The following is an 18,471-nucleotide window of genomic DNA, read 5'->3' on the forward strand; positions in this document are numbered from 1 at the left end:
CCGGCGGTGCCGGCCCGGGCGATCAGTTCAACTGGCGGTGCCGGCTCACCACCTGCTCGGTGGCGCGGAAGTGGCTGGCCAGCAATTCGACCAGATAGACCGAGCGGTGCTGACCGCCGGTGCAGCCGATGGCCACGGTGAGGTAGCTGCGGTTGTCATCCTTGAAGGCCGGCAGCCATTTTTCCACGAAGCCACGGATGTCGTTGAACATGTCGGCCACCTCGGGATAGGCCGCCAGGAATTCGATGACCGGCGCATCACGTCCGGTCAGTGGTCGCAGTTCGGCATCGTAGTGGGGATTGGGCAGCATGCGCACGTCGAACACCAGATCCGCGTCCAGCGGCAGACCATGCTTGAAGCCGAAGGATTCGATCTGCAGCGTCAGCGGCGAGCGTTCCAGGTCCACCAGTTCCTTGATCCAGCGACGCAGCTTGTTGGAGCTCAGCTGCGAGGTATCCATGACCAGGCCGATGTCCTGCATGTCGCCCAGCATGTCCTTTTCCAGCGCGATGCATTCGGTGAGCGTGAGGCGGTCTGCCGGATTGCGGCCAGGCAGCAGCCGGTGCGACAGCGGATGGCTGCGGCGGGTTTCGGAGAAGCGGGTGATGAGCGTATCGTCAGAGGCGGTCAGGAAGAAGACCTTGACGTCATGCCCTTCGGCACGCAGGGTCTCGATGTCGGTGCGCAGGGTGGCCAGGGAGTCGGCGCTGCGTGCATCGGTGGCCACGGCCAGCATGCTGGCACCTTCCTTGATGCGGGTTTGCACCAGGTCGCACAGCAATGAGGGCGGAAGATTGTCGACGCAGAAATAGCCGGCGTCTTCCAGCACATGCAGTGCCACCGATTTGCCGGAGCCGGAGATGCCGGTGATCAGAACGATTCGCATGGCGGCAATCATAACGCATGGGGCGTCGATTCGTGCCAGGGATGACGTTTCCCGGGTAGCGGGAAACCGCTGTGGAAGAGCATTGCCGGGTAGGTGTGTCCGGCCGGTCGTCTACTCGCCTACTCGCCGTTCATCGCCCGGCGCTGGCGCTCGATGAATTCCTTGAGCGTATCGATGCCGCGCAACTGCAGGATGGTATTGCGCACGGCAGCTTCCAGCAGCACTGCAATGTTGCGTCCGGCGGCCACGGGAATGACTACCTTGCGGATCGGCAGGCCCAGCACTTCTTCATACTGCGCATCCAGCGGCAGGCGTTCGTAGTTTTCTTCCAGCGTGCTGCGACGGACCAGATGCACGATGAGCTTCAAGCGCATCTTGCGGCGCACGGCGGTCTCGCCGAAGATCGCCTTGATGTCCAGCAGCCCCAGCCCGCGCACTTCCAGCAGGTTCTGCAGCAGTAGCGGGCAGCGCCCTTCGATCATGTTGGGCGCGATGCGGGCGAATTCCACCGCATCGTCGGCCACCAGTCCATGGCTGCGCGAAATCAGTTCCAGCCCCAGTTCACTCTTGCCCAGGCCGGATTCGCCGGTGATCAGTACGCCCACGCCCAGCACATCCATGAACACGCCATGCATGGTGATCTGCTGCGCCAGTTTCTTGGACAGGTACACCCGCAGGTAGTCGATCACCTGCGCCGCTGGCAGCGGGGTGGAGAATAGCGGGATATTCTTTTCGTCACACACCGCCAGCAGATCGGGCGGTGTCGAGAGGCCCTGCGCGATGATGAAGGCCGGCGGCTCGCCGGCCACCAGCTCGGCGGTCTGGTAGGCGCGCGAGGTGTTGGAGAGGCGATTGTAGTATTCGATTTCCTGATGGCCGAAGACCTGCAGGCGGCCCGGGTGGATCAGGTTCAGGTGGCCCACCTGGTCGGAGGCCGAGACGGCGTCGCCGGAAATGAGGCGTTCGCCGCCGGGGAAGCCGGCAAACCAGCCCAATTGCAGGGATTCACGGTTTTCTTCGTAAAGCTGCTGTATCGACAACGCGGAATAAGTGGGCATGTAGATCCGGTTCTGCTGGCGGGTGGGCGGCGAGCGGAAGCGGCCAGGCTATTCAGCCGGCCTTTTCCATCGAGGTCTGCCAGGTCACGATGCGTGCGTGCACCACGGCAGGGTCGGGCTCGACGGCGAGCTCGTTGCGGAACGCGTCGTCAGAAAACATCTCGGCGATTTCCGAGAGGATTTCCAGATGCTGTTGCGTCACGTTGTCCGGAATGAGCAGGAAGATCAGCAGCTTGACCGGCTGGCCGTCGGGCGACTCGAAGGGGATCGGTGCGGCCAGCCGCATGAACAGCGCCAGCGGCGCCTTCAGGCCCTTGATGCGCCCGTGCGGCACGGCCACGCCGTGACCCAGTCCGGTGGAACCGAGACGCTCCCGGGCAAACAGGTTTTCGGAAACGGTGGAGCGGGCAATGCCGCTGTTGTTTTCGAAAGTCAGGCCGGCTTGTTCGAAAGCTCTTTTTTTGCTGGAGACTTCCAGATCCAGAACCACATTTTCTGGAGACAGGATTTTTGCGAGATTAGTCATGACGCTCAAGGAATTGCCACGGGCTGAAGCTTTGAGCAGGATTATAGGCCTCTTTGGACCCGGCGGAACGCTTTGAAAGCGCCGAACAGCAGGTGATTTCGGGCGCATGGAGCGGATTTGCCCCAAGGTACGACTTTTGTAGAGATGGGTGGAAATATTTTGTGCGCCGGCAGCGCCGATGAGGGTTGGTGATTTATCCATCACCGGGCGTCCGCTCATCGGTCATCGCATCACCGGCGACTACATCTCGATACGACCGAAGATCAGCAGCACGTCGCCGTTGTTCTTGTTGGACGACAGGCGCGGCACGTAGGCAAACATGATCTTGCCCTTCTGGGTGCCGATGGAGGCCAGAGGCAGCGGTACCGGGAAGGGAACGCTGTGGAAGTAATCCTGCCGGCTCATGAGCATGGCGGTGCCGCCCAGACCCACTTCCAGGCCGGTCTTGGCAATCGGAAACACCCATTCATAGGCATAACCGGCCATGTACTGCGGATGGCGGTGCGAGTCCTTGATCACGAAGCCATACAGGGACTCGTCATTGCCGCTGTCGTTGCGCAGGGTCTTGCCATAGCCCAGGCCCCAGGCGTGTTCGTTGAGTTCATCCAGCTTCTGCGGAGTATAGGTACTGCGGCCGTGGTGTGCCACGCCGGAGAGGTAGATGGCGCTATCACCCTGGTCCCAGATGTGGGCGGCGTGGTCCTTGGTCTGTTGCCACAGGCTGTACTGGTTGTCGTCGGCATGGGCGGCCGGGGCCAGCGCGCAGGCCCCGGCCGCGATGAAGGCGATGAAGCCGGCACGGCGCAGCGCTCCGACAGGGCGGGCGGTGTGAGGGGCAGGAGCAGTCAGGGACCGCAGTGAGGTGGTGGTTGTCATCTTTATTGTGGAGGTAAAGCAGAAGCCCCATGACTCCGGGGTGCGGAGATGGGACGTGGTAGCACGGGGTTGACGAAAGATCGCTTGTGCGAAGGCGCTGCCAGCTTGGCAAGCTCATGCACAATTGAATGGACAGACATGAAGGGAAAAATATCCCTTCATCTGTATTGTTGTAAAACGGAAATTGTTACCAAATCTTGGTCACGCCACCTGTCCTCAAAGGAGCAAGTGCTTGCGCGGCAAGATCCGGTAACAATTTGCTGACCCGGTTTTTACAACTGGCGCCCGACGGCGGGGCCAGTTGGTGCCGCGTTACTGGCGGGCGTTGCGCAATTGCGAGGGCGGTTTGGCGCTGGAGAAGTTGCTGCGCCAGGGATTGATGTCCAGGCCGCCGCGCCGCGTGTAGCGTGCATAGACGGCCAGCTTCTGCGGTTTGCAGTAGCGCAGGATGTCGGTGAAGATGCGTTCCACGCATTGCTCGTGGAATTCGTTGTGCTCGCGGAAGCCGATGATGTATTTCAGCAGCCGCTCTTGGTCGATGGGGGCGCCCACATAGTGGATCTGTACGCTGCCCCAGTCCGGCTGGCTGGTCACCGGACAGTTGGACTTGAGCAGGTGCGAGATCAGGGTTTCCTCGACCACGGCTTCCTCTTGGTTGGCGCGTAGCTGGCTGCCATCCGGATGGGCGGCACCGGTGGCAGGTTCGATTTCCACATCCAGGCGGTCCAGCGACAGGCCGGCCAGTTCGCCGAACTGCAATTGCCCGAACTGCGCCGATTCGGTCAGCACCACTTGCACCCCGGCGCCGGCGGCGGCCGACAGATCGGTGCGCAGCTTTTCCACCAGTTGATCGGCGCTTTCCAGGCGCTCCTGGTTGAACGAATTCAGGTACAGCTTGAAGGACTTCGATTCGATGATGTTCGGCGAATCGGCCGGCACCATGAAGGTGGCGATGGCGATCTGCGGCTTGCCGCGCAGGTTCAGCCAGGAGATTTCATAGGCGGTCCAGATATCGACGCCGAAGAAGGGCAGGGTGCCGCTGATCTGCAGTTCGGCGCGCTTGGGCGCGCGCGGGATAGGGAATAGCAGCGCCGGATCGTATTGGGTCGGATATTCCGAGCTCTTGCCCAGGGGCGAACTTTCCGGGGAATGGCCGGTGGTGGTGGCGATGGTCGAGGCGGGCGGGGTAGTGTGGTTCATGGTGAGGCTCCTGCGATGCCAGCCTCGGCTGGCTTTGACGTTCGGTATTGCCGGGCCGCGCCCGGGTGGGGCGCGGCCTGCGGTGCTAGCCGAGGAACAGTTTGTACAGCGGGTTCCTGGTTTCGTCCCAGTGACGATAGCCCAGTTGCGCCAGGAAGGCGCGGAACTCCTTCATCTCCTTCTTGGGCACCTGTACACCGATCAGGATGCGGCCGACATCACCGCCCTGGTTGCGGTAGTGGAACAGGCTGATGTTCCAGCCCGGGTTCATGCTGGAGAGGAATTTCATCAGCGCGCCCGGGCGCTCCGGGAATTCGAAGCGATACAGCAGTTCGTCACCGGCAAGTTCACTTTTTCCGCCAACCAGGTGACGGATGTGGACCTTGGCCAGTTCATCGTGGGTCAGGTCCAGCACGCCGAAGCCGGCCTTCTCGAAGTTGCGGGCGATCTTGCCGGCCTCGTCGGCGGCCGAGACCTGGATGCCGACGAAGACATGCGCAGCCTTGTCATCGCTGATGCGATAGTTGAACTCGGTGACATTGCGTGGGCCGACGGTCTCGCAGAAGCGGCGGAAGCTGCCGCGCTCTTCAGGGATGGTGACGGCGAAGACGGCCTCGCGGGCCTCGCCGGCATCGGCCATCTCGGCCACGAAGCGCAGGCGGTCGAAGTTCATGTTGGCGCCGCAGGCGATGGTGATGAGCGACTCGCCCTTGATCGGCTTCTTGCTGGCACGCGCGCGCTCCACGTAGGCCTTGGCGCCGGCCACGGCCAGTGCACCGGCCGGCTCCACGATGCTGCGCGTGTCCTGGAAGATGTCCTTGATGGCGGTGCAGACGGCATCGGTATCGACGATGATGACTTCGTCCACCAGCTCCTTGGCAATGCGGAAGGTTTCTTCACCGACCAGCTTGACGGCGGTGCCGTCCGAGAACAGGCCCACGTCCGGCAGGGCCACGCGGCGACCGGCCTTGAGGCTGCGCGCCATGGCGTCGGAGTCGGTGGTCTGCACGCCGATGATCTTGATGTCCGGGCGCACCGCCTTGACGTAGGAGGCCACACCGGCGATCAGGCCGCCACCGCCGATGGCCACGAAGATGGCGTGGATCGGGTCCGGGTGCTGGCGCAGGATTTCCATGCCCACCGTCCCCTGGCCGGCGATCACATACGGATCGTCGAAGGGATGCACGAAGGTCAGCTTCTGCTTCTTTTCCAGCGTCAGCGCGTGTTCATAGGCATCGGTGAAGGAGTCGCCGAAGAGCACCACTTCGCCGCCCCGCGCCTTGACGGCGTCGATCTTGACCTGCGGGGTGGTGGTGGGCATCACGATCACGGCGCGGCAGCCCAGTCGGGCGGCCGACAGTGCCACGCCCTGGGCGTGGTTGCCGGCGGAGGCGCAGATGACGCCGCGCTTGAGTTGCGCCGGCGTCAGGTGGGCCATCTTGTTGTAGGCGCCGCGCAGCTTGAAGCTGAACACGCTCTGCATGTCTTCGCGCTTGAAGTAAATTCGATTATCAATCCTTTGCGACAGCGTGTTCGCCAGTTCCAGCGGGGTTTCTTGGGCGACGTCATAGACGCGGGCGGTCAGGATCTTTTTCAGATAATCGTTACTCATGTCGGTCTTCAGTGAAGTGAGGTCAGGCGAGCAGCAGCGGGTTCAGGCGCGGTCATATCGCAATCAGGCAAAGGGAAAAAACGGCTCGGTAAGCCGGTCGGAATTCCTCCTGGGCGAGGAGAGCGGTAGCCGCTCCGGTCCAGGGGAACTGGACATTATAAAGGCACCGGGCTGGGCGCCGGCAAGCCGGGTGTAGGGACCGGGCAGGAGTGAATCTTTCTTCAGTTCTTGAATTCAGCCTCGATGGCACCAGCTAGAATGCACGCTGCGCCATTCGACCGGGCTTGATGGATGGCAAGTTTTGCAAGCAAGTTCGCAAGAAATTCCGCCTGGCTGCGGCCAGTCTTCAATCTACCCTCCACCTGCATGATCGAATCCGCCGTCCTCTGGCTGCTCAATATCCTCGCTATCCCCACGGTCGGCCTGACCTCGGTCTTCCTGATCAGTTTCATCTCCGCCACCCTGCTGCCGTTGGGCTCGGAGCCGGCGGTGTTTGCCGTCATCAAGGCCAGCCCCGAGATGTTCTGGCCGGTGATCCTGGTAGCCACGCTGGGTAATACCCTGGGTGGCATCGTCGATTACTGGATGGGCTATGGTGCCAAGCAGGCCTTTGCCAAGGAGCGTTCCTCGCGCTGGTTCCACTGGCTGGAGAGGTTTGGTGCCAAGACCATGCTGCTGGCCTGGTTGCCTGGCATCGGCGACCCCATCTGTACCCTGGCCGGCTGGCTGCGCCTGCCGTTCTGGCCCTCGGTGGTGTACATGGCCATCGGCAAGTTCATCCGCTACATATTGATGACCTGGCTGCTGCTGAACGTGCCGGATGGCTTCTGGCACAAGCTGGGCAGCTGGCTGGCGTGATCCGGATCTGGCGATAGTGCAAAGGGAAACGGCACCCGAAGGTGCCGTCTGGCGGGCCGGCGCAAGCGCTCAGGCGGTCAAGGTCGGCAGCAGGCCTTCCACCACGCGGATGGCCAGGAAGGTGGCCGTGACGCCCAGCACGGCCAGATGGCGTGTCTTGAGCTTCAGGTAGAGGCCGGTGTCATCGACGGTCGTCGTGGTGTTCATTGTGTTCATGATCTCTTCCTCACGCCTTGCATTGGGCATAGTCGGCCAGGGTGATGGCCAGGTTTTCCAGGAATTCCGTCATCAGTGCTTGTAACATGGGAGCCTCCTCACTGGGCATTGGTTCAGGAATGTTCACCTGAGGTCTGGAAGAAGTATAGATTTATTCAATCAATTCAATGAAATTGATTGTATTTATAAATTCAATTGAGTCTGGCTATGGCCTCTTCGCCGCCAGGCCGCCCCGGCAAACGCCGTCCGGTCGTCGCACAAAACCGGCCCATCCCGTCGCGAGTTTTGCCAATAGGCTAAAATGCTCCTCCGGCAGCAGATTGACCTCATACATAGATGAACGCCCCCGCACAGATCCAGGCCTTGCTTACAGACGCGCCGCATGGCGCCACGCCTCCGCGCTTGCGCGAAATCCCCTACAACTACACCTCCTTCTCAGATCGCGAGATCGTGATCCGGTTGTTGGGCGAAGCGTCCTGGTCCCTGCTGGACGAGCTGCGTGGCAAGCGCCAGACCGGTCGCTCGGCGCGCATGCTATATGAAGTCCTGGGTGATATCTGGGTGGTCCGCCGCAATCCCTACCTGCAGGACGACCTGCTGGACAATCCCAAGCGCCGCGCTGCGCTGATCGAGGCGCTCAACCATCGCTTGAACGAAGTGGACAAGCGCCGCCTGGCTACCGACCTGGCCGAAGCCGGCGACGCCGAAGCCCAGCGCCGCAGCGCCAGCGTGGAAGCCCTGCTGAAGGCGGCCAAGAAGGCCATCGCCGATTTCGCCGAGGAATTCCGCCAGACCTACGATCTGCGCCGCCGCGCCAACAAGGTACTGGGCCGCTACACGGCCAAGGACAACATCAAGTTCGACGGCCTCTCGCGCGTCTCCCACGTCACCGACGCCACCGACTGGCGCGTCGAGTACCCCTTCGTGGTGCTGACCCCGGACACCGAAGACGAGATGGCCGGCCTGGTCAAGGCCTGTATCGAACTGGGCCTGACCATCATCCCGCGTGGCGGCGGCACCGGCTATACCGGCGGCGCCATTCCGCTGACGCCGCTGTCGGCCGTCATCAATACCGAAAAGCTGGAACAGCTGGGCGCGGTCGAAATGGAAATCCTGCCGGGCCTGGACCAGCCCTACGCCACCATCTATTCGGGTGCCGGTGTAGTCACCAAGCGCGTCTCGGATGCGGCTGAAAAGGCCGGTTTCGTCTTCGCCGTCGACCCGACCTCGGCCGAAGCCTCCTGCATCGGCGGCAACGTCGCCATGAATGCCGGCGGCAAGAAGGCCGTGCTGTGGGGCACCGCCCTGGACAACCTGGCCAGCTGGCGCATGGTCGACCCGCAGGGCGACTGGCTGGAAGTGACCCGCCTGGACCACAACCTGGGCAAGATCCACGATGTGGAAGTAGCGCGCTTCAAGCTGGAATGGTCGCACCCCGGTGAAAAGGGCCAGAAGACCGAAGTCTTCAAGACCGAGATCCTGGAAATCTCCGGCAAGAAATTCCGCAAGGAAGGTCTGGGCAAGGACGTCACCGACAAGTTCCTCTCGGGCCTGCCGGGCGTGCAGAAGGAAGGTTGCGATGGCCTCATCACCTCGGCCCGCTGGATTCTGCACAAGATGCCCAAGCAGACCCGTACGGTCTGCCTGGAGTTCTTCGGCCAGGCGCGCGATGCGATTCCCTCGATCGTCGAGATCAAAGATTACCTGGATGCCGAGACTAAGCGTGGCGGCGCGATTCTGGCCGGCCTGGAACACCTGGACGAGCGCTACCTGCGCGCGGTCGGCTATGCCACCAAGTCCAAGCGTGGTGTGCTGCCCAAGATGGTGCTGATCGGCGACATCGTCGGTGACGACGAAAACGCCGTGGCCGCAGCGGCTTCGGAAGTGATCCGCATGGCCAACAACCGCGTCGGCGAAGGCTTCGTCGCCGTCAGCCCGGAAGCGCGCAAGAAATTCTGGCTGGACCGTTCGCGCACCGCCGCCATCGCCAAGCACACCAACGCCTTCAAGATCAACGAAGACGTGGTCATTCCGCTGAACCGCATGGGCGAATACACCGACGGCATCGAGCGCATCAACATCGAACTGTCGATCAAGAACAAGCTGCAACTGCTGGCCGAACTGGACAGCTTCTTCGTCAAGGGCAACCTGCCGCTGGGCAAGAGCGATGACGCCGAAGGCGACGACATCCCCGCCGCCGAAATGCTGGAAGACCGCGTCCACCAGGCTGAAACCCTGCTGGAACAGACCCACGCACGCTGGTCCTATCTGCTGGCCAACCTGGACAAGCCGCTGACCGAGGCCAAGGCCGAACTGGCCGCATTGGGCCTGGAGAAGATGCTGCCGGTCTTTGAGCAACGCCTGCTCGACCAGCCCGGAGCCGCCGTCTTCCACGTGGTGCAGGACCGCACCGTGCGCATCTCCTGGAAGCAGGAAGTGCGTGCGCAACTGCGCCAGATCTTCTCGGGTGCGGCCTTCAAGCTGATCCTGGAAGAATGCCAGGCCATCCACAAGCGCGTGCTGCGCGGCCGCGTCTTCGTGGCGCTGCACATGCACGCGGGCGATGGCAACGTGCACACCAACATCCCGGTCAATTCCGACCACTATGAAATGCTGCAGGATGCCCACGTCGCCGTGGCCCGCATCATGAAGCTGGCGCGTTCGCTGGATGGCGTCATCTCGGGTGAGCACGGTATCGGCATCACCAAGCTGGAATTCCTGACCGAGGACGAGATCGGCGAATTCCGCGACTACAAGAAACGCGTGGACCCGGAGGGCCGCTTCAACAAGGGCAAGCTGCTCAACCTGCCGGGCATGGAAGCGGACCTCTCCAACGCCTATACGCCGTCGTTCGGCCTGATGGGCCACGAGTCGCTGATCATGCAGCAAAGCGACATCGGCGCCATTGCCAGCAGCGTCAAGGACTGCCTGCGCTGCGGCAAGTGCAAGCCGGTCTGCTCGACCCACGTGCCGCGTGCCAACCTGCTGTATTCGCCGCGCAACAAGATCCTGGCGACCTCGCTGCTGGTGGAAGCTTTCCTCTATGAAGAGCAGACCCGTCGCGGCGTCTCCATCAAGCATTGGGAAGAGTTCGAGGATGTGGCCGACCACTGCACGGTCTGCCACAAGTGCGTCACGCCTTGCCCGGTCGATATCGACTTCGGCGATGTTTCGATGAACATGCGCAACCTGCTGCGCAAGATGGGCAAGAAGTCCTTCAACGCCGGCACCAATGCGGCCATGTTCTTCTTGAACGCCACCGACCCGGCCACCATCAACGCCACCCGCAAGGTGATGACGCAGTGGGGCTTCAAGGCGCAGCGCCTGGGCAATGACCTGTTGAAGAAGCTGGCCAAGAAGCAGACCCAGAAACCTGCAGCCACGGTCGGCAAGGCGCCGATCAAGGAACAGGTGATCCACTTCATCAACAAGAAGATGCCGGGCAACCTGCCCAAGAAGACCGCGCGTGCCTTGCTGGATATCGAGGATGACAAGATCGTCCCCATCATCCGCAATCCCAAGACCACCACGGCCGATACCGAGGCGGTGTTCTACTTCCCCGGCTGCGGCTCGGAGCGCCTGTTCTCGCAGGTCGGCCTGGCCACCCAGGCGATGTTGTGGAACGTGGGCGTGCAGACGGTGCTGCCGCCGGGTTACCTGTGCTGCGGTTACCCGCAACGCGGCACCGGCGACTTCGCCAAGGGCGAGAAGATCATCACCGACAACCGCGTGCTGTTCCATCGCATGGCCAACACGCTGAACTACCTCGACATCAAGACCGTCGTGGTCTCCTGCGGTACCTGCTACGACCAGTTGCAGGGCTATGAATTCGAGAAGATCTTCCCCGGCTGCCGCATCATCGATATCCACGAATACCTGCTGGAAAAGGGCGTCAAGCTGGAAGGCGTGACCGGTACCCGTTACATGTACCACGATCCCTGCCACACCCCGATGAAGCTGCAGGACCCGCTGAAGACGGTCAACTCGCTCATCACCACGGTGGACGCGCAGAAGATCGAGAAGAACGACCGCTGCTGCGGCGAGTCGGGTACCTTCGGCGTCTCGCGTCCGGATGTCTCGACCCAGGTCCGCTTCCGCAAGGAAGAGGAAATGAAGAAGGGCAGCGACAAGGTGCGCGCCGATGGTTTCACCGGCGACGTCAAGATCCTGACTTCCTGCCCGTCCTGCTTCCAGGGCCTGTCGCGCTACAACGAGGATGCCGGCACCACTGCCGATTACATCGTGGTCGAGATGGCGCGTCACCTGCTGGGCGAAAACTGGATGCCGGAATACGTCGAGCGCGCCAACAATGGTGGCATCGAACGTATCCTGGTGTAGGCACGGGAGCCCATGATGAGTCAGACCCCTGCATGCGAACTGTGCGCCGGTGACGGCGGCGAGGTGCTGTGGCGCCATCCGGAGTTCCGGGTGGTGCTGGTCGATGAGCCGGATTACCCTGGCTTTTGCCGCGTGATCTGCAACACCCACGTCAAGGAAATGACCGATCTGGCGCCGGCCCAGCGTACACGCATGGCCAACGCCGTCTGGGCGGTGGAAGCGGCGCAGCGCGAAGTCATGCAACCCGAGAAGGTCAACCTGGCCACGCTGGGCAACATGACCCCGCACGTGCACTGGCATGTGATCCCGCGCTTCGTGGACGATCGTCATTTCCCCAGCCCGGTATGGGCCGAACCGCGCCGGCCGGCCGATGCCGCCAGTCTCGCCGCGCGTCGCGCCTGGCTGCCGCAACTGCGCGAAGCCGTGCGCCGGCAGCTGGATGCGGCGGGTTTGTCGGCCTGATTGCGCTGACTTGTCGCACCGGGCGTGATCAATCGCGTCCGGGTGCGGCCGATGTCACCGATGTCGCGGAGGCAGGGTGCAGCAGTGTTGCGAGCGTCATTTCTCCTCTCACCGATTTCACACATTTCACAAGGGATAGCCCATGAGCGCCCAGACTTCTCCGGTTCCGCTGTCCTTCAAGGTACGCAAGCTCTCGCGCGTGGTGGAGGTCGAGTTCGATGATGGCGTGATGTTTTCGCTGCCCTTCGAGCTCATGCGCGTGTACTCCCCCTCGGCCGAAGTGCGCGGCCATGGTCCCGGCCAGGAAGTGCTGCAGACCGGCAAGCGCGAGGTCGAGATCAACGGCATCGAACCGGTCGGCAACTACGGCGTCAAACCGCTGTTCTCGGACGGCCATGCCAGCGGCATCTTCACCTGGGACTATCTCTACCAGCTCGGCCGTGACCAGTCCGCGATGTGGGAAACCTATCTGCAGAAACTCGAAGCGGCGGGCTTCACCCGCGAGAGCGGGCGCGACCATCAGGCCGAGGCTGCAGGTGGTCACGGCTGCGGCCACTCGCACTGAACACTGCAAGGCCATGCTGATCCAGGGCAAACCGCAGCGTGGCCGGTCTCTTATAATGTCGTCTTCAACGTTACAGTTACAGGCCTAGCCATGACCAACACCACCCATTTCGGTTACGAAACCGTCAAAGAAGAAGAGAAGGTCCGTAAGGTCGCGGAAGTGTTCCACTCCGTCGCCGCCAAGTACGACGTGATGAACGACTTCATGTCGGCTGGCCTGCATCGCATCTGGAAGGCTTTCACCATCGCCCAGGCGGGTGTTCGCCCTGGCTTCAAGGTACTTGATATTGCCGGTGGCACCGGTGACCTGTCCAAGGTCTTCGCCAAGCAGGCCGGTCCCAGCGGCGAAGTCTGGCTGACCGATATCAACGAATCCATGCTGCGCGTGGGCCGCGACCGCCTGCTCGACAAGGGCATCGTCACCCCCACCATGTTGTGCGATGCCGAGAAGCTGCCCTTCCCGGACAACTATTTCGACCGCGTTTCGGTGGCCTTCGGCCTGCGCAACATGACCCACAAGGATGCCGCCCTGGCCGAGATGCGCCGCGTGCTGAAACCCGGTGGCAAGCTGCTGGTTCTGGAATTCTCCAAGGTCTGGGAGCCACTGAAGAAGCCCTATGACGTGTACTCCTTCTCGGTCCTGCCGTGGCTGGGCAAGAAAGTTGCCAACGACGCCGACAGCTATCGCTACCTGGCCGAATCGATCCGCATGCACCCCGACCAGGAAACCCTGAAGCAGATGATGGAACAGGTCGGTCTGGAGCGCGTACAGTATTTCAATCTGACCGCCGGCGTGGCCGCGCTGCATACCGGCATCAAGATGTAAGCCTGGCGGGCAGCGGCTGAGCTGGCGTGGCCCGGCATTAAGGCTGGCTTAATTCTGCCGGGCGACAATGTCCCGGTTGGATCGCCAATCTGCTATGCGTTCCGGCCGCCCGCACTGAAGGCAACATCCACAAGAGGTAAGCCATGAAAAAATTCCTGCTCGCACTGTTGCTGGCGATGACTTCGCTAGCTCTGCTCACGTCACCGGCCGAGGCCAAGCGCCTGGGCGGCGGTGGCTCCTTCGGCAAGCAATCGTCCAATTATTCGCGCCAGGCGGCACCGTCTTCGCCGTCCTACAGTCAGCCTGCCGCCACCCCGTATCGGCCCGCGACGCCAGCTGCCACGCCGCAAAGCGCCCCCCTGCCCAAGCCTGCCAGCCCCTGGCGTAACGTGCTGGGCGGCGCCTTGCTGGGCTTCGGCCTGGGCGCGCTGATGTCGCACTTCGGCATCGGCGGCGCGCTGGGTGGCATGCTGGGTTCGCTGCTGACCATCGCCTTGCTGTGCGCGGCGGTGATCTTCCTGATCCGCATGTTTGCCCGTGGTCGCGAGGCGCAGAGCAACAATCCGGCCTATGCCACGCCGATGCCGGGCGTGAGCCCCATCGGCAGCGCCGCCGGTGCGACACCTGAAATCGGCTCCGGCCTGCGTGACATCAACCCGCCGCCGGCCGTCTCCAGCGGTGCTCCGGCTGCGCTGCAAGGCAGCGGCCATGGTGGCTACGGTGGTACCGCCCAACCCGCGCAGATCCAGCACTGGGGTATCCCGGAGGGTTTCGATATCGCCGGTTTCGTGCGCAATGCCAAGACCTATTTCATCCGTCTGCAGGCCGCCTGGGATCGCGCCGATGCCAATGACATCCGTGAATTCACCTCGCCGGAAATGTTTGCCGAACTGCGCATGCAGCTTACCGAACGCGGTGTCGCACCCAATGCCACCGACGTGGTGCAGCTGGATGCCGAACTGCTGGGCATCGAGACCATGGCCTTCGATTACCTCGCCACCGTGCGCTTCCAGGGGCTGATCAAGGAAGCTCCGGACGCCTCGGCCGAGCCCTTCGCCGAGATCTGGAACCTGTCCAAGCCGCTCAACGGCAGCGGCGGCTGGGTGCTGGCCGGTATCCAGCAGGTGTAGCGGCGCCGGGCGGCGCTGGATCAAGGAACACGTGGCCCGTGAACCTTGCCGGCGCGCCAAGCTGTTACACTTGAGACCGCCCGCTTGATCGGGCGGTTTTGTTTTTGCGGAGCTGAATATTGGTGAATTCTTCGCCGCTTCCGCGTTCTTATTGCTGTCCCCGGCTCAACCCGTCTCTGGAACCCATGTCCGTGCTGCCCGACCCGTCCACCCTGGCCCTCGACCCGATGAAACCCGCCGCCGCGGTGATCAACCATCTGCTGGCGCAGGAGCCGTGGGCGCGCAATACCCTCATCACCCATGCCGGCAAGGTCGCCTGCATCGATACCGGCGCCATGCAGTTGCGGCTGCAGGTGGCCGGTGACGGCTACCTGCAGGATGTCCCCACCGACGCGCCGGCCAATGTCACCATCCGCCTGAAGCTGTCGGATCTGCCGCTGATCGCCGCCAACCGCGAACGCGCCGTGTCCTACGTCAAGCTGGAGGGCGATGCCGATTTTGCCAATGCCATTTCGCAACTGAGCCAGAAGCTGCGCTGGGATGCCGAGGATGACCTGTCACGCGTGGTCGGCGATGTCGCCGCCACCCGCATCGTCTCTGGCGCGCGCGGTCTGTTCGAGGCTGCCCGCACCACCCAGCGCAAGCTGACCGAAAACCTGGCCGAGTATTTCCTGGAAGAACAACCGATGCTGATCCGCCCCCGCCAGCTGCAGGACTTTTCTGCCGACGTCGTGCGCCTGCGCGATGACCTGGAACGTCTGTCCAAGCGCATCGAGAAACTGGAGCGTCGCTAAATGCTGCTGCGTTCCATGCGTCTGCTCAAGATCATCCGCGTCGCCATTCTCTATGGCCTGGATGAAATCGTCGCCTCCGAATTCGCGCCGCCGCGCTTCGCCCGCATCGTCAACCGCATCTTCTTCTGGCGCGACCTGTCCGCGCCACGCGGCGAGCGCTTGCGTCGCGCACTGGAAGACCTGGGACCCATCTTCATCAAGTTCGGCCAGGTGCTGTCGACCCGGCGCGACCTGATGCCGCCCGACATCGCCAACGAACTCACGCTGCTGCAGGACCGCGTGCCACCGTTCGAATCCGAACTGGCCGTCAGGCAGATCGAGAAATCGCTGGGCGCCCATCCGGACCTGCTCTTCGCCAGCTTCGAACGTACCCCGGTGGCCTCGGCCTCGATTGCCCAGGTCCACTTCGCCACCCTGAAGGATGGCAAGGAAGTCGCGGTCAAGGTGCTGCGCCCCGGCATGCGCGACATCATCGACCACGACATCGGCCTCATGCACGTGGCCGCCGACTGGCTGGAGCGTCTGTGGGCGGATGGCCGCCGCCTGAAGGCCAAGGAAGTCGTGGGCGAGTTCGACAAGTACCTGCACGACGAACTGGACCTGATGCGCGAAGCCGCCAATGCCAGCCAGCTGCGCCGCAACTTCGCCGAATCGACGATGTTGATGGTGCCGGAGATGTACTGGGATTATTGCTCGTCCTCGGTGATCGTGATGGAGCGCATGCATGGCATCCCCATCTCGCAGACCGAGCGCCTGCGTGCGGAAGGGGTGGACCTGTCCAAGCTGTCGCGGGACGGCGTGGAGATATTCTTCACCCAGGTGTTCCGCGACGGCTTCTTCCATGCCGACATGCACCCCGGCAACATCCTGGTGTCGGTGGCGCCGGAAACCTTTGGCCGCTACATCGCGCTGGACTTCGGCATCGTCGGCACGCTCAATGATTTCGACAAGGACTACCTGTCGCAGAACTTCCTGGCCTTCTTCCGTCGCGACTACAAGCGCGTGGCCGAAGCCCATATCGAATCCGGCTGGGCGCCCAAGGATACCCGCGTCGATGAACTGGAAGCGGCCGTGCGTGCCTGCTGCGAACCCATCTTCGATCGTCCCCTGAAGGACATCTCCTTCGGCCAGGTGCTGCTGCGCCTGTTCCAGACTTCGCGCCGTTTCAATGTCGAGGTGCAGCCGCAACTGGTGCTGTTGCAGAAGACCCTGCTCAACGTCGAAGGCCTGGGCCGCCAGCTCGATCCCGACCTCGATTTGTGGAAGACCGCCAAGCCCTACCTGGAACGCTGGATGAGCGAGCAGATCGGCTGGCGCGGTTTCGTCGAGCAGTTGAAGGTCGAGGTGCCGCGCTACAGCCGTCTGCTGCCCGAGCTGCCGCGCCTGGCACACCAGGCGCTGGCCCGCTACACCAACGGCGAAGGCCAGCCGCAGAATGCCGAACTGATGCGCAAGCTCCTGGCCGAGCAGCGCCGCACCAACATGTTGCTCGGGGTGATCGTCTATTTTGGCGGCGGGCTGATCGGCGGCATCATCGTGATCCAGGTGCTGATGCATGTGCTGAGGTTCTATTGATGCAGGGCCGGTTTTGTAAATGATATAAATAATTTCGAAAGAAGCGCCGGCACATGCCGGCGTTTCGCATGTCGGACCAGCAGACAGGGATATAGGACGTGGGAACCAACGACAACAGCTTGCCGGATGCGCGCGTGCGCATGTTGCCCTATATCGTGGCGGCGACCTTCTTCATGGAGTACCTGGACACTACCATCATCGCCACGGCCTTGCCGCAGATGGCCCAGTCCTTCGGTGTCGGTCCCAACGAACTGAGTCTGGGCATGACCGCCTACATGCTCACGCTGGCGGTGTTCATTCCCATCAGTGGTTGGGTGGCGGACCGCTTCGGTTCGCGTACCGTGTTCGGCATGGCTATCGTCATCTTCACTCTGGCGTCCATCCTGTGCGGGTATTCGGAGAACGTCTGGCAATTCACGGCGGCGCGGGTCTTGCAGGGGCTGGGCGGAGCGATGATGGTGCCGGTCGGGCGCATGATCGTGGTGCGTAGCACGGGCAAGGAGCGGTTGATGAAGGCTATCGCCACCATTACCTGGCCAGCCATCGTGGCGCCGGTGGTGGGGCCTTCCATCGGTGGCTTCATCACCACCTATGCCTCGTGGCACTGGATCTTCCTGATGAACGTGCCGTTCGGGATTGCGGCTTTCATCGCAGTGATGGCGGTGGTCCGCAACGAGCATGGCCACAGCCGGCGTCCGCTGGACCTGATCGGCTTCCTGCTCTCGGGCGCGGCGCTGACTTCGCTGCTGTATGGCACCGAGATCGCCAGCCACATGGAATCCAACATCAAGGTGGCGCTGGGCTTCGTGGCCCTGGGGGTGGCGCTGGGCGGGTGCGCCTGGTGGCACATGCAGCGCATCGAACATCCGCTGCTGGACTTTTCCAATCTGCGCATTCCCACCTATTCGGTGACCGTGCTGACCGGTTCGCTCACGCGCATCGGCGTGGATGCGGTGCCTTACCTGATGCCCCTGATGTTCCAGATCGGTTTCGGTCTCACGGCATTCCAGTCGGGGCTGCTGCTGCTGGCGACCGCCCTGGGCAACCTGGGCATGAAGGCGTTCACCACGCGCATCCTGCAGCGTTTTGGTTTCCGCAGCGTGGCGCTGAACAATGCCGCCATCGCCGGTTGTCTCATCATTGCCTGCGGCCTGCTCACGCCGGGCACGCCCTTGCCGGTGATCCTGGGGGTGATCTTCTGTTACGGCCTGTCGCGCTCGATGCAGTTTTCCACGCTCGCCACGCTGGCCTATGCCGACATCAGCGATGCCCGCAAATCTTCCGCCAGCACACTCTGGAGCGTGGCGCAGCAGATGACCATCGGCATGGGCATCGCCTTTGGCGCGCTGGCCTTGCGCGTGGCGGCCTATCTGCGCGGGGAAGAGGTGGACGCCAGCGGCGCCCACTTTACGTTGGGCGATTTCCAGTGGGCCTTCGCGATGGCCGGCCTGGTGACGCTGGTCTCGGTGATCGGCTACCGTGGTCTGTCGCACGATGCCGGCAGCAATATCGGCGGCGGCATGCGCGCCACCCGGCAGGGCAAGGCGTGA

Annotated in this window: 16 protein-coding genes; 9 read left to right on the forward strand and 7 right to left on the reverse strand. The window is 62.6% G+C overall.

What is annotated here, in order from left to right:
• Positions 1-22: 22 nt before the first annotated feature.
• The 6 genes from rapZ to ilvA form a co-directional block, all read right to left on the reverse strand.
• Complete coding sequence (gene rapZ / locus I5R65_RS23640; RefSeq protein WP_231395311.1) at positions 23-886, reverse strand: RNase adapter RapZ; 864 nt, start codon at positions 884-886, stop codon at positions 23-25.
• Between the two features lie 119 nt (positions 887-1,005).
• Positions 1,006-1,944 (reverse strand): HPr(Ser) kinase/phosphatase, encoded by a 939-nt coding sequence (gene hprK / locus I5R65_RS23645; protein WP_180670981.1) that lies wholly within the window; start codon positions 1,942-1,944, stop codon positions 1,006-1,008.
• A 52-nt stretch (positions 1,945-1,996) separates the two neighbouring features.
• Positions 1,997-2,470, reverse strand: coding sequence for a PTS sugar transporter subunit IIA (locus tag I5R65_RS23650; RefSeq protein WP_180671039.1), 474 nt, complete (start codon positions 2,468-2,470; stop codon positions 1,997-1,999).
• 240 nt (positions 2,471-2,710) lie between these two features.
• Positions 2,711-3,346 carry a hypothetical protein gene (locus I5R65_RS23655; protein WP_219341899.1) on the reverse strand — a complete coding sequence of 212 codons (636 nt, stop codon included), beginning with the start codon at positions 3,344-3,346 and terminating at the stop codon, positions 2,711-2,713.
• A gap of 312 nt (positions 3,347-3,658) precedes the next feature.
• The gene (gene queF, locus I5R65_RS23660) at positions 3,659-4,546 is read right to left on the reverse strand and encodes an NADPH-dependent 7-cyano-7-deazaguanine reductase QueF (protein WP_180670980.1); all 888 of its coding nucleotides are present in this window, start codon (positions 4,544-4,546) and stop codon (positions 3,659-3,661) included.
• Positions 4,547-4,631: 85 nt separating this feature from the next.
• Positions 4,632-6,170, reverse strand: a complete 1,539-nt coding sequence (gene ilvA / locus I5R65_RS23665; RefSeq protein WP_255493474.1) for a threonine ammonia-lyase, biosynthetic — start codon at positions 6,168-6,170, stop codon at positions 4,632-4,634.
• A 354-nt stretch (positions 6,171-6,524) separates the two neighbouring features.
• On the opposite strand from ilvA, the gene I5R65_RS23670 reads away from it, so the two are divergent.
• Positions 6,525-7,016: a YqaA family protein gene (locus I5R65_RS23670; RefSeq protein WP_180670978.1), complete on the forward strand. Its 492-nt coding sequence runs from the start codon at positions 6,525-6,527 to the stop codon at positions 7,014-7,016.
• A 69-nt stretch (positions 7,017-7,085) separates the two neighbouring features.
• Here the strand turns inward: I5R65_RS23670 and I5R65_RS23675 are convergent, their stop codons facing one another.
• On the reverse strand, positions 7,086-7,232 hold the full coding sequence (locus I5R65_RS23675) for a hypothetical protein (RefSeq protein WP_180670959.1): 147 nt from the start codon (positions 7,230-7,232) through the stop codon (positions 7,086-7,088).
• 336 nt (positions 7,233-7,568) lie between these two features.
• Between I5R65_RS23675 and I5R65_RS23680 the strand changes: the two genes are divergently transcribed.
• From I5R65_RS23680 to I5R65_RS23715, 8 genes are all read left to right on the forward strand, one after another.
• Positions 7,569-11,570 carry an FAD/FMN-binding oxidoreductase gene (locus I5R65_RS23680; RefSeq protein WP_180670977.1) on the forward strand — a complete coding sequence of 1,334 codons (4,002 nt, stop codon included), beginning with the start codon at positions 7,569-7,571 and terminating at the stop codon, positions 11,568-11,570.
• Between the two features lie 15 nt (positions 11,571-11,585).
• Entirely contained in the window at positions 11,586-12,032 is a 447-nt protein-coding gene (locus I5R65_RS23685) for an HIT family protein (RefSeq protein ID WP_180670976.1), read from the forward strand.
• Between the two features lie 142 nt (positions 12,033-12,174).
• Entirely contained in the window at positions 12,175-12,597 is a 423-nt protein-coding gene (locus tag I5R65_RS23690; RefSeq protein ID WP_077235935.1) for a gamma-butyrobetaine hydroxylase-like domain-containing protein, read from the forward strand.
• Between the two features lie 90 nt (positions 12,598-12,687).
• A complete protein-coding gene (gene ubiE / locus I5R65_RS23695; RefSeq protein WP_180670975.1) occupies positions 12,688-13,422 on the forward strand; it encodes a bifunctional demethylmenaquinone methyltransferase/2-methoxy-6-polyprenyl-1,4-benzoquinol methylase UbiE in 735 nt (244 codons plus the stop codon).
• A gap of 143 nt (positions 13,423-13,565) precedes the next feature.
• Positions 13,566-14,552 carry a Tim44 domain-containing protein gene (locus I5R65_RS23700; protein ID WP_180670974.1) on the forward strand — a complete coding sequence of 329 codons (987 nt, stop codon included), beginning with the start codon at positions 13,566-13,568 and terminating at the stop codon, positions 14,550-14,552.
• 185 nt (positions 14,553-14,737) lie between these two features.
• Positions 14,738-15,346 (forward strand): SCP2 domain-containing protein, encoded by a 609-nt coding sequence (locus tag I5R65_RS23705; protein ID WP_180670973.1) that lies wholly within the window; start codon positions 14,738-14,740, stop codon positions 15,344-15,346.
• The gene (gene ubiB, locus I5R65_RS23710; RefSeq protein ID WP_180670972.1) at positions 15,347-16,921 is read left to right on the forward strand and encodes a ubiquinone biosynthesis regulatory protein kinase UbiB; all 1,575 of its coding nucleotides are present in this window, start codon (positions 15,347-15,349) and stop codon (positions 16,919-16,921) included.
• A 140-nt stretch (positions 16,922-17,061) separates the two neighbouring features.
• On the forward strand, positions 17,062-18,471 hold the full coding sequence (locus I5R65_RS23715) for an MFS transporter (protein ID WP_219341900.1): 1,410 nt from the start codon (positions 17,062-17,064) through the stop codon (positions 18,469-18,471).

Source organism: Herbaspirillum sp. AP02 (assembly GCF_015767275.1).
Classification (GTDB): domain Bacteria; phylum Pseudomonadota; class Gammaproteobacteria; order Burkholderiales; family Burkholderiaceae_D; genus Herbaspirillum.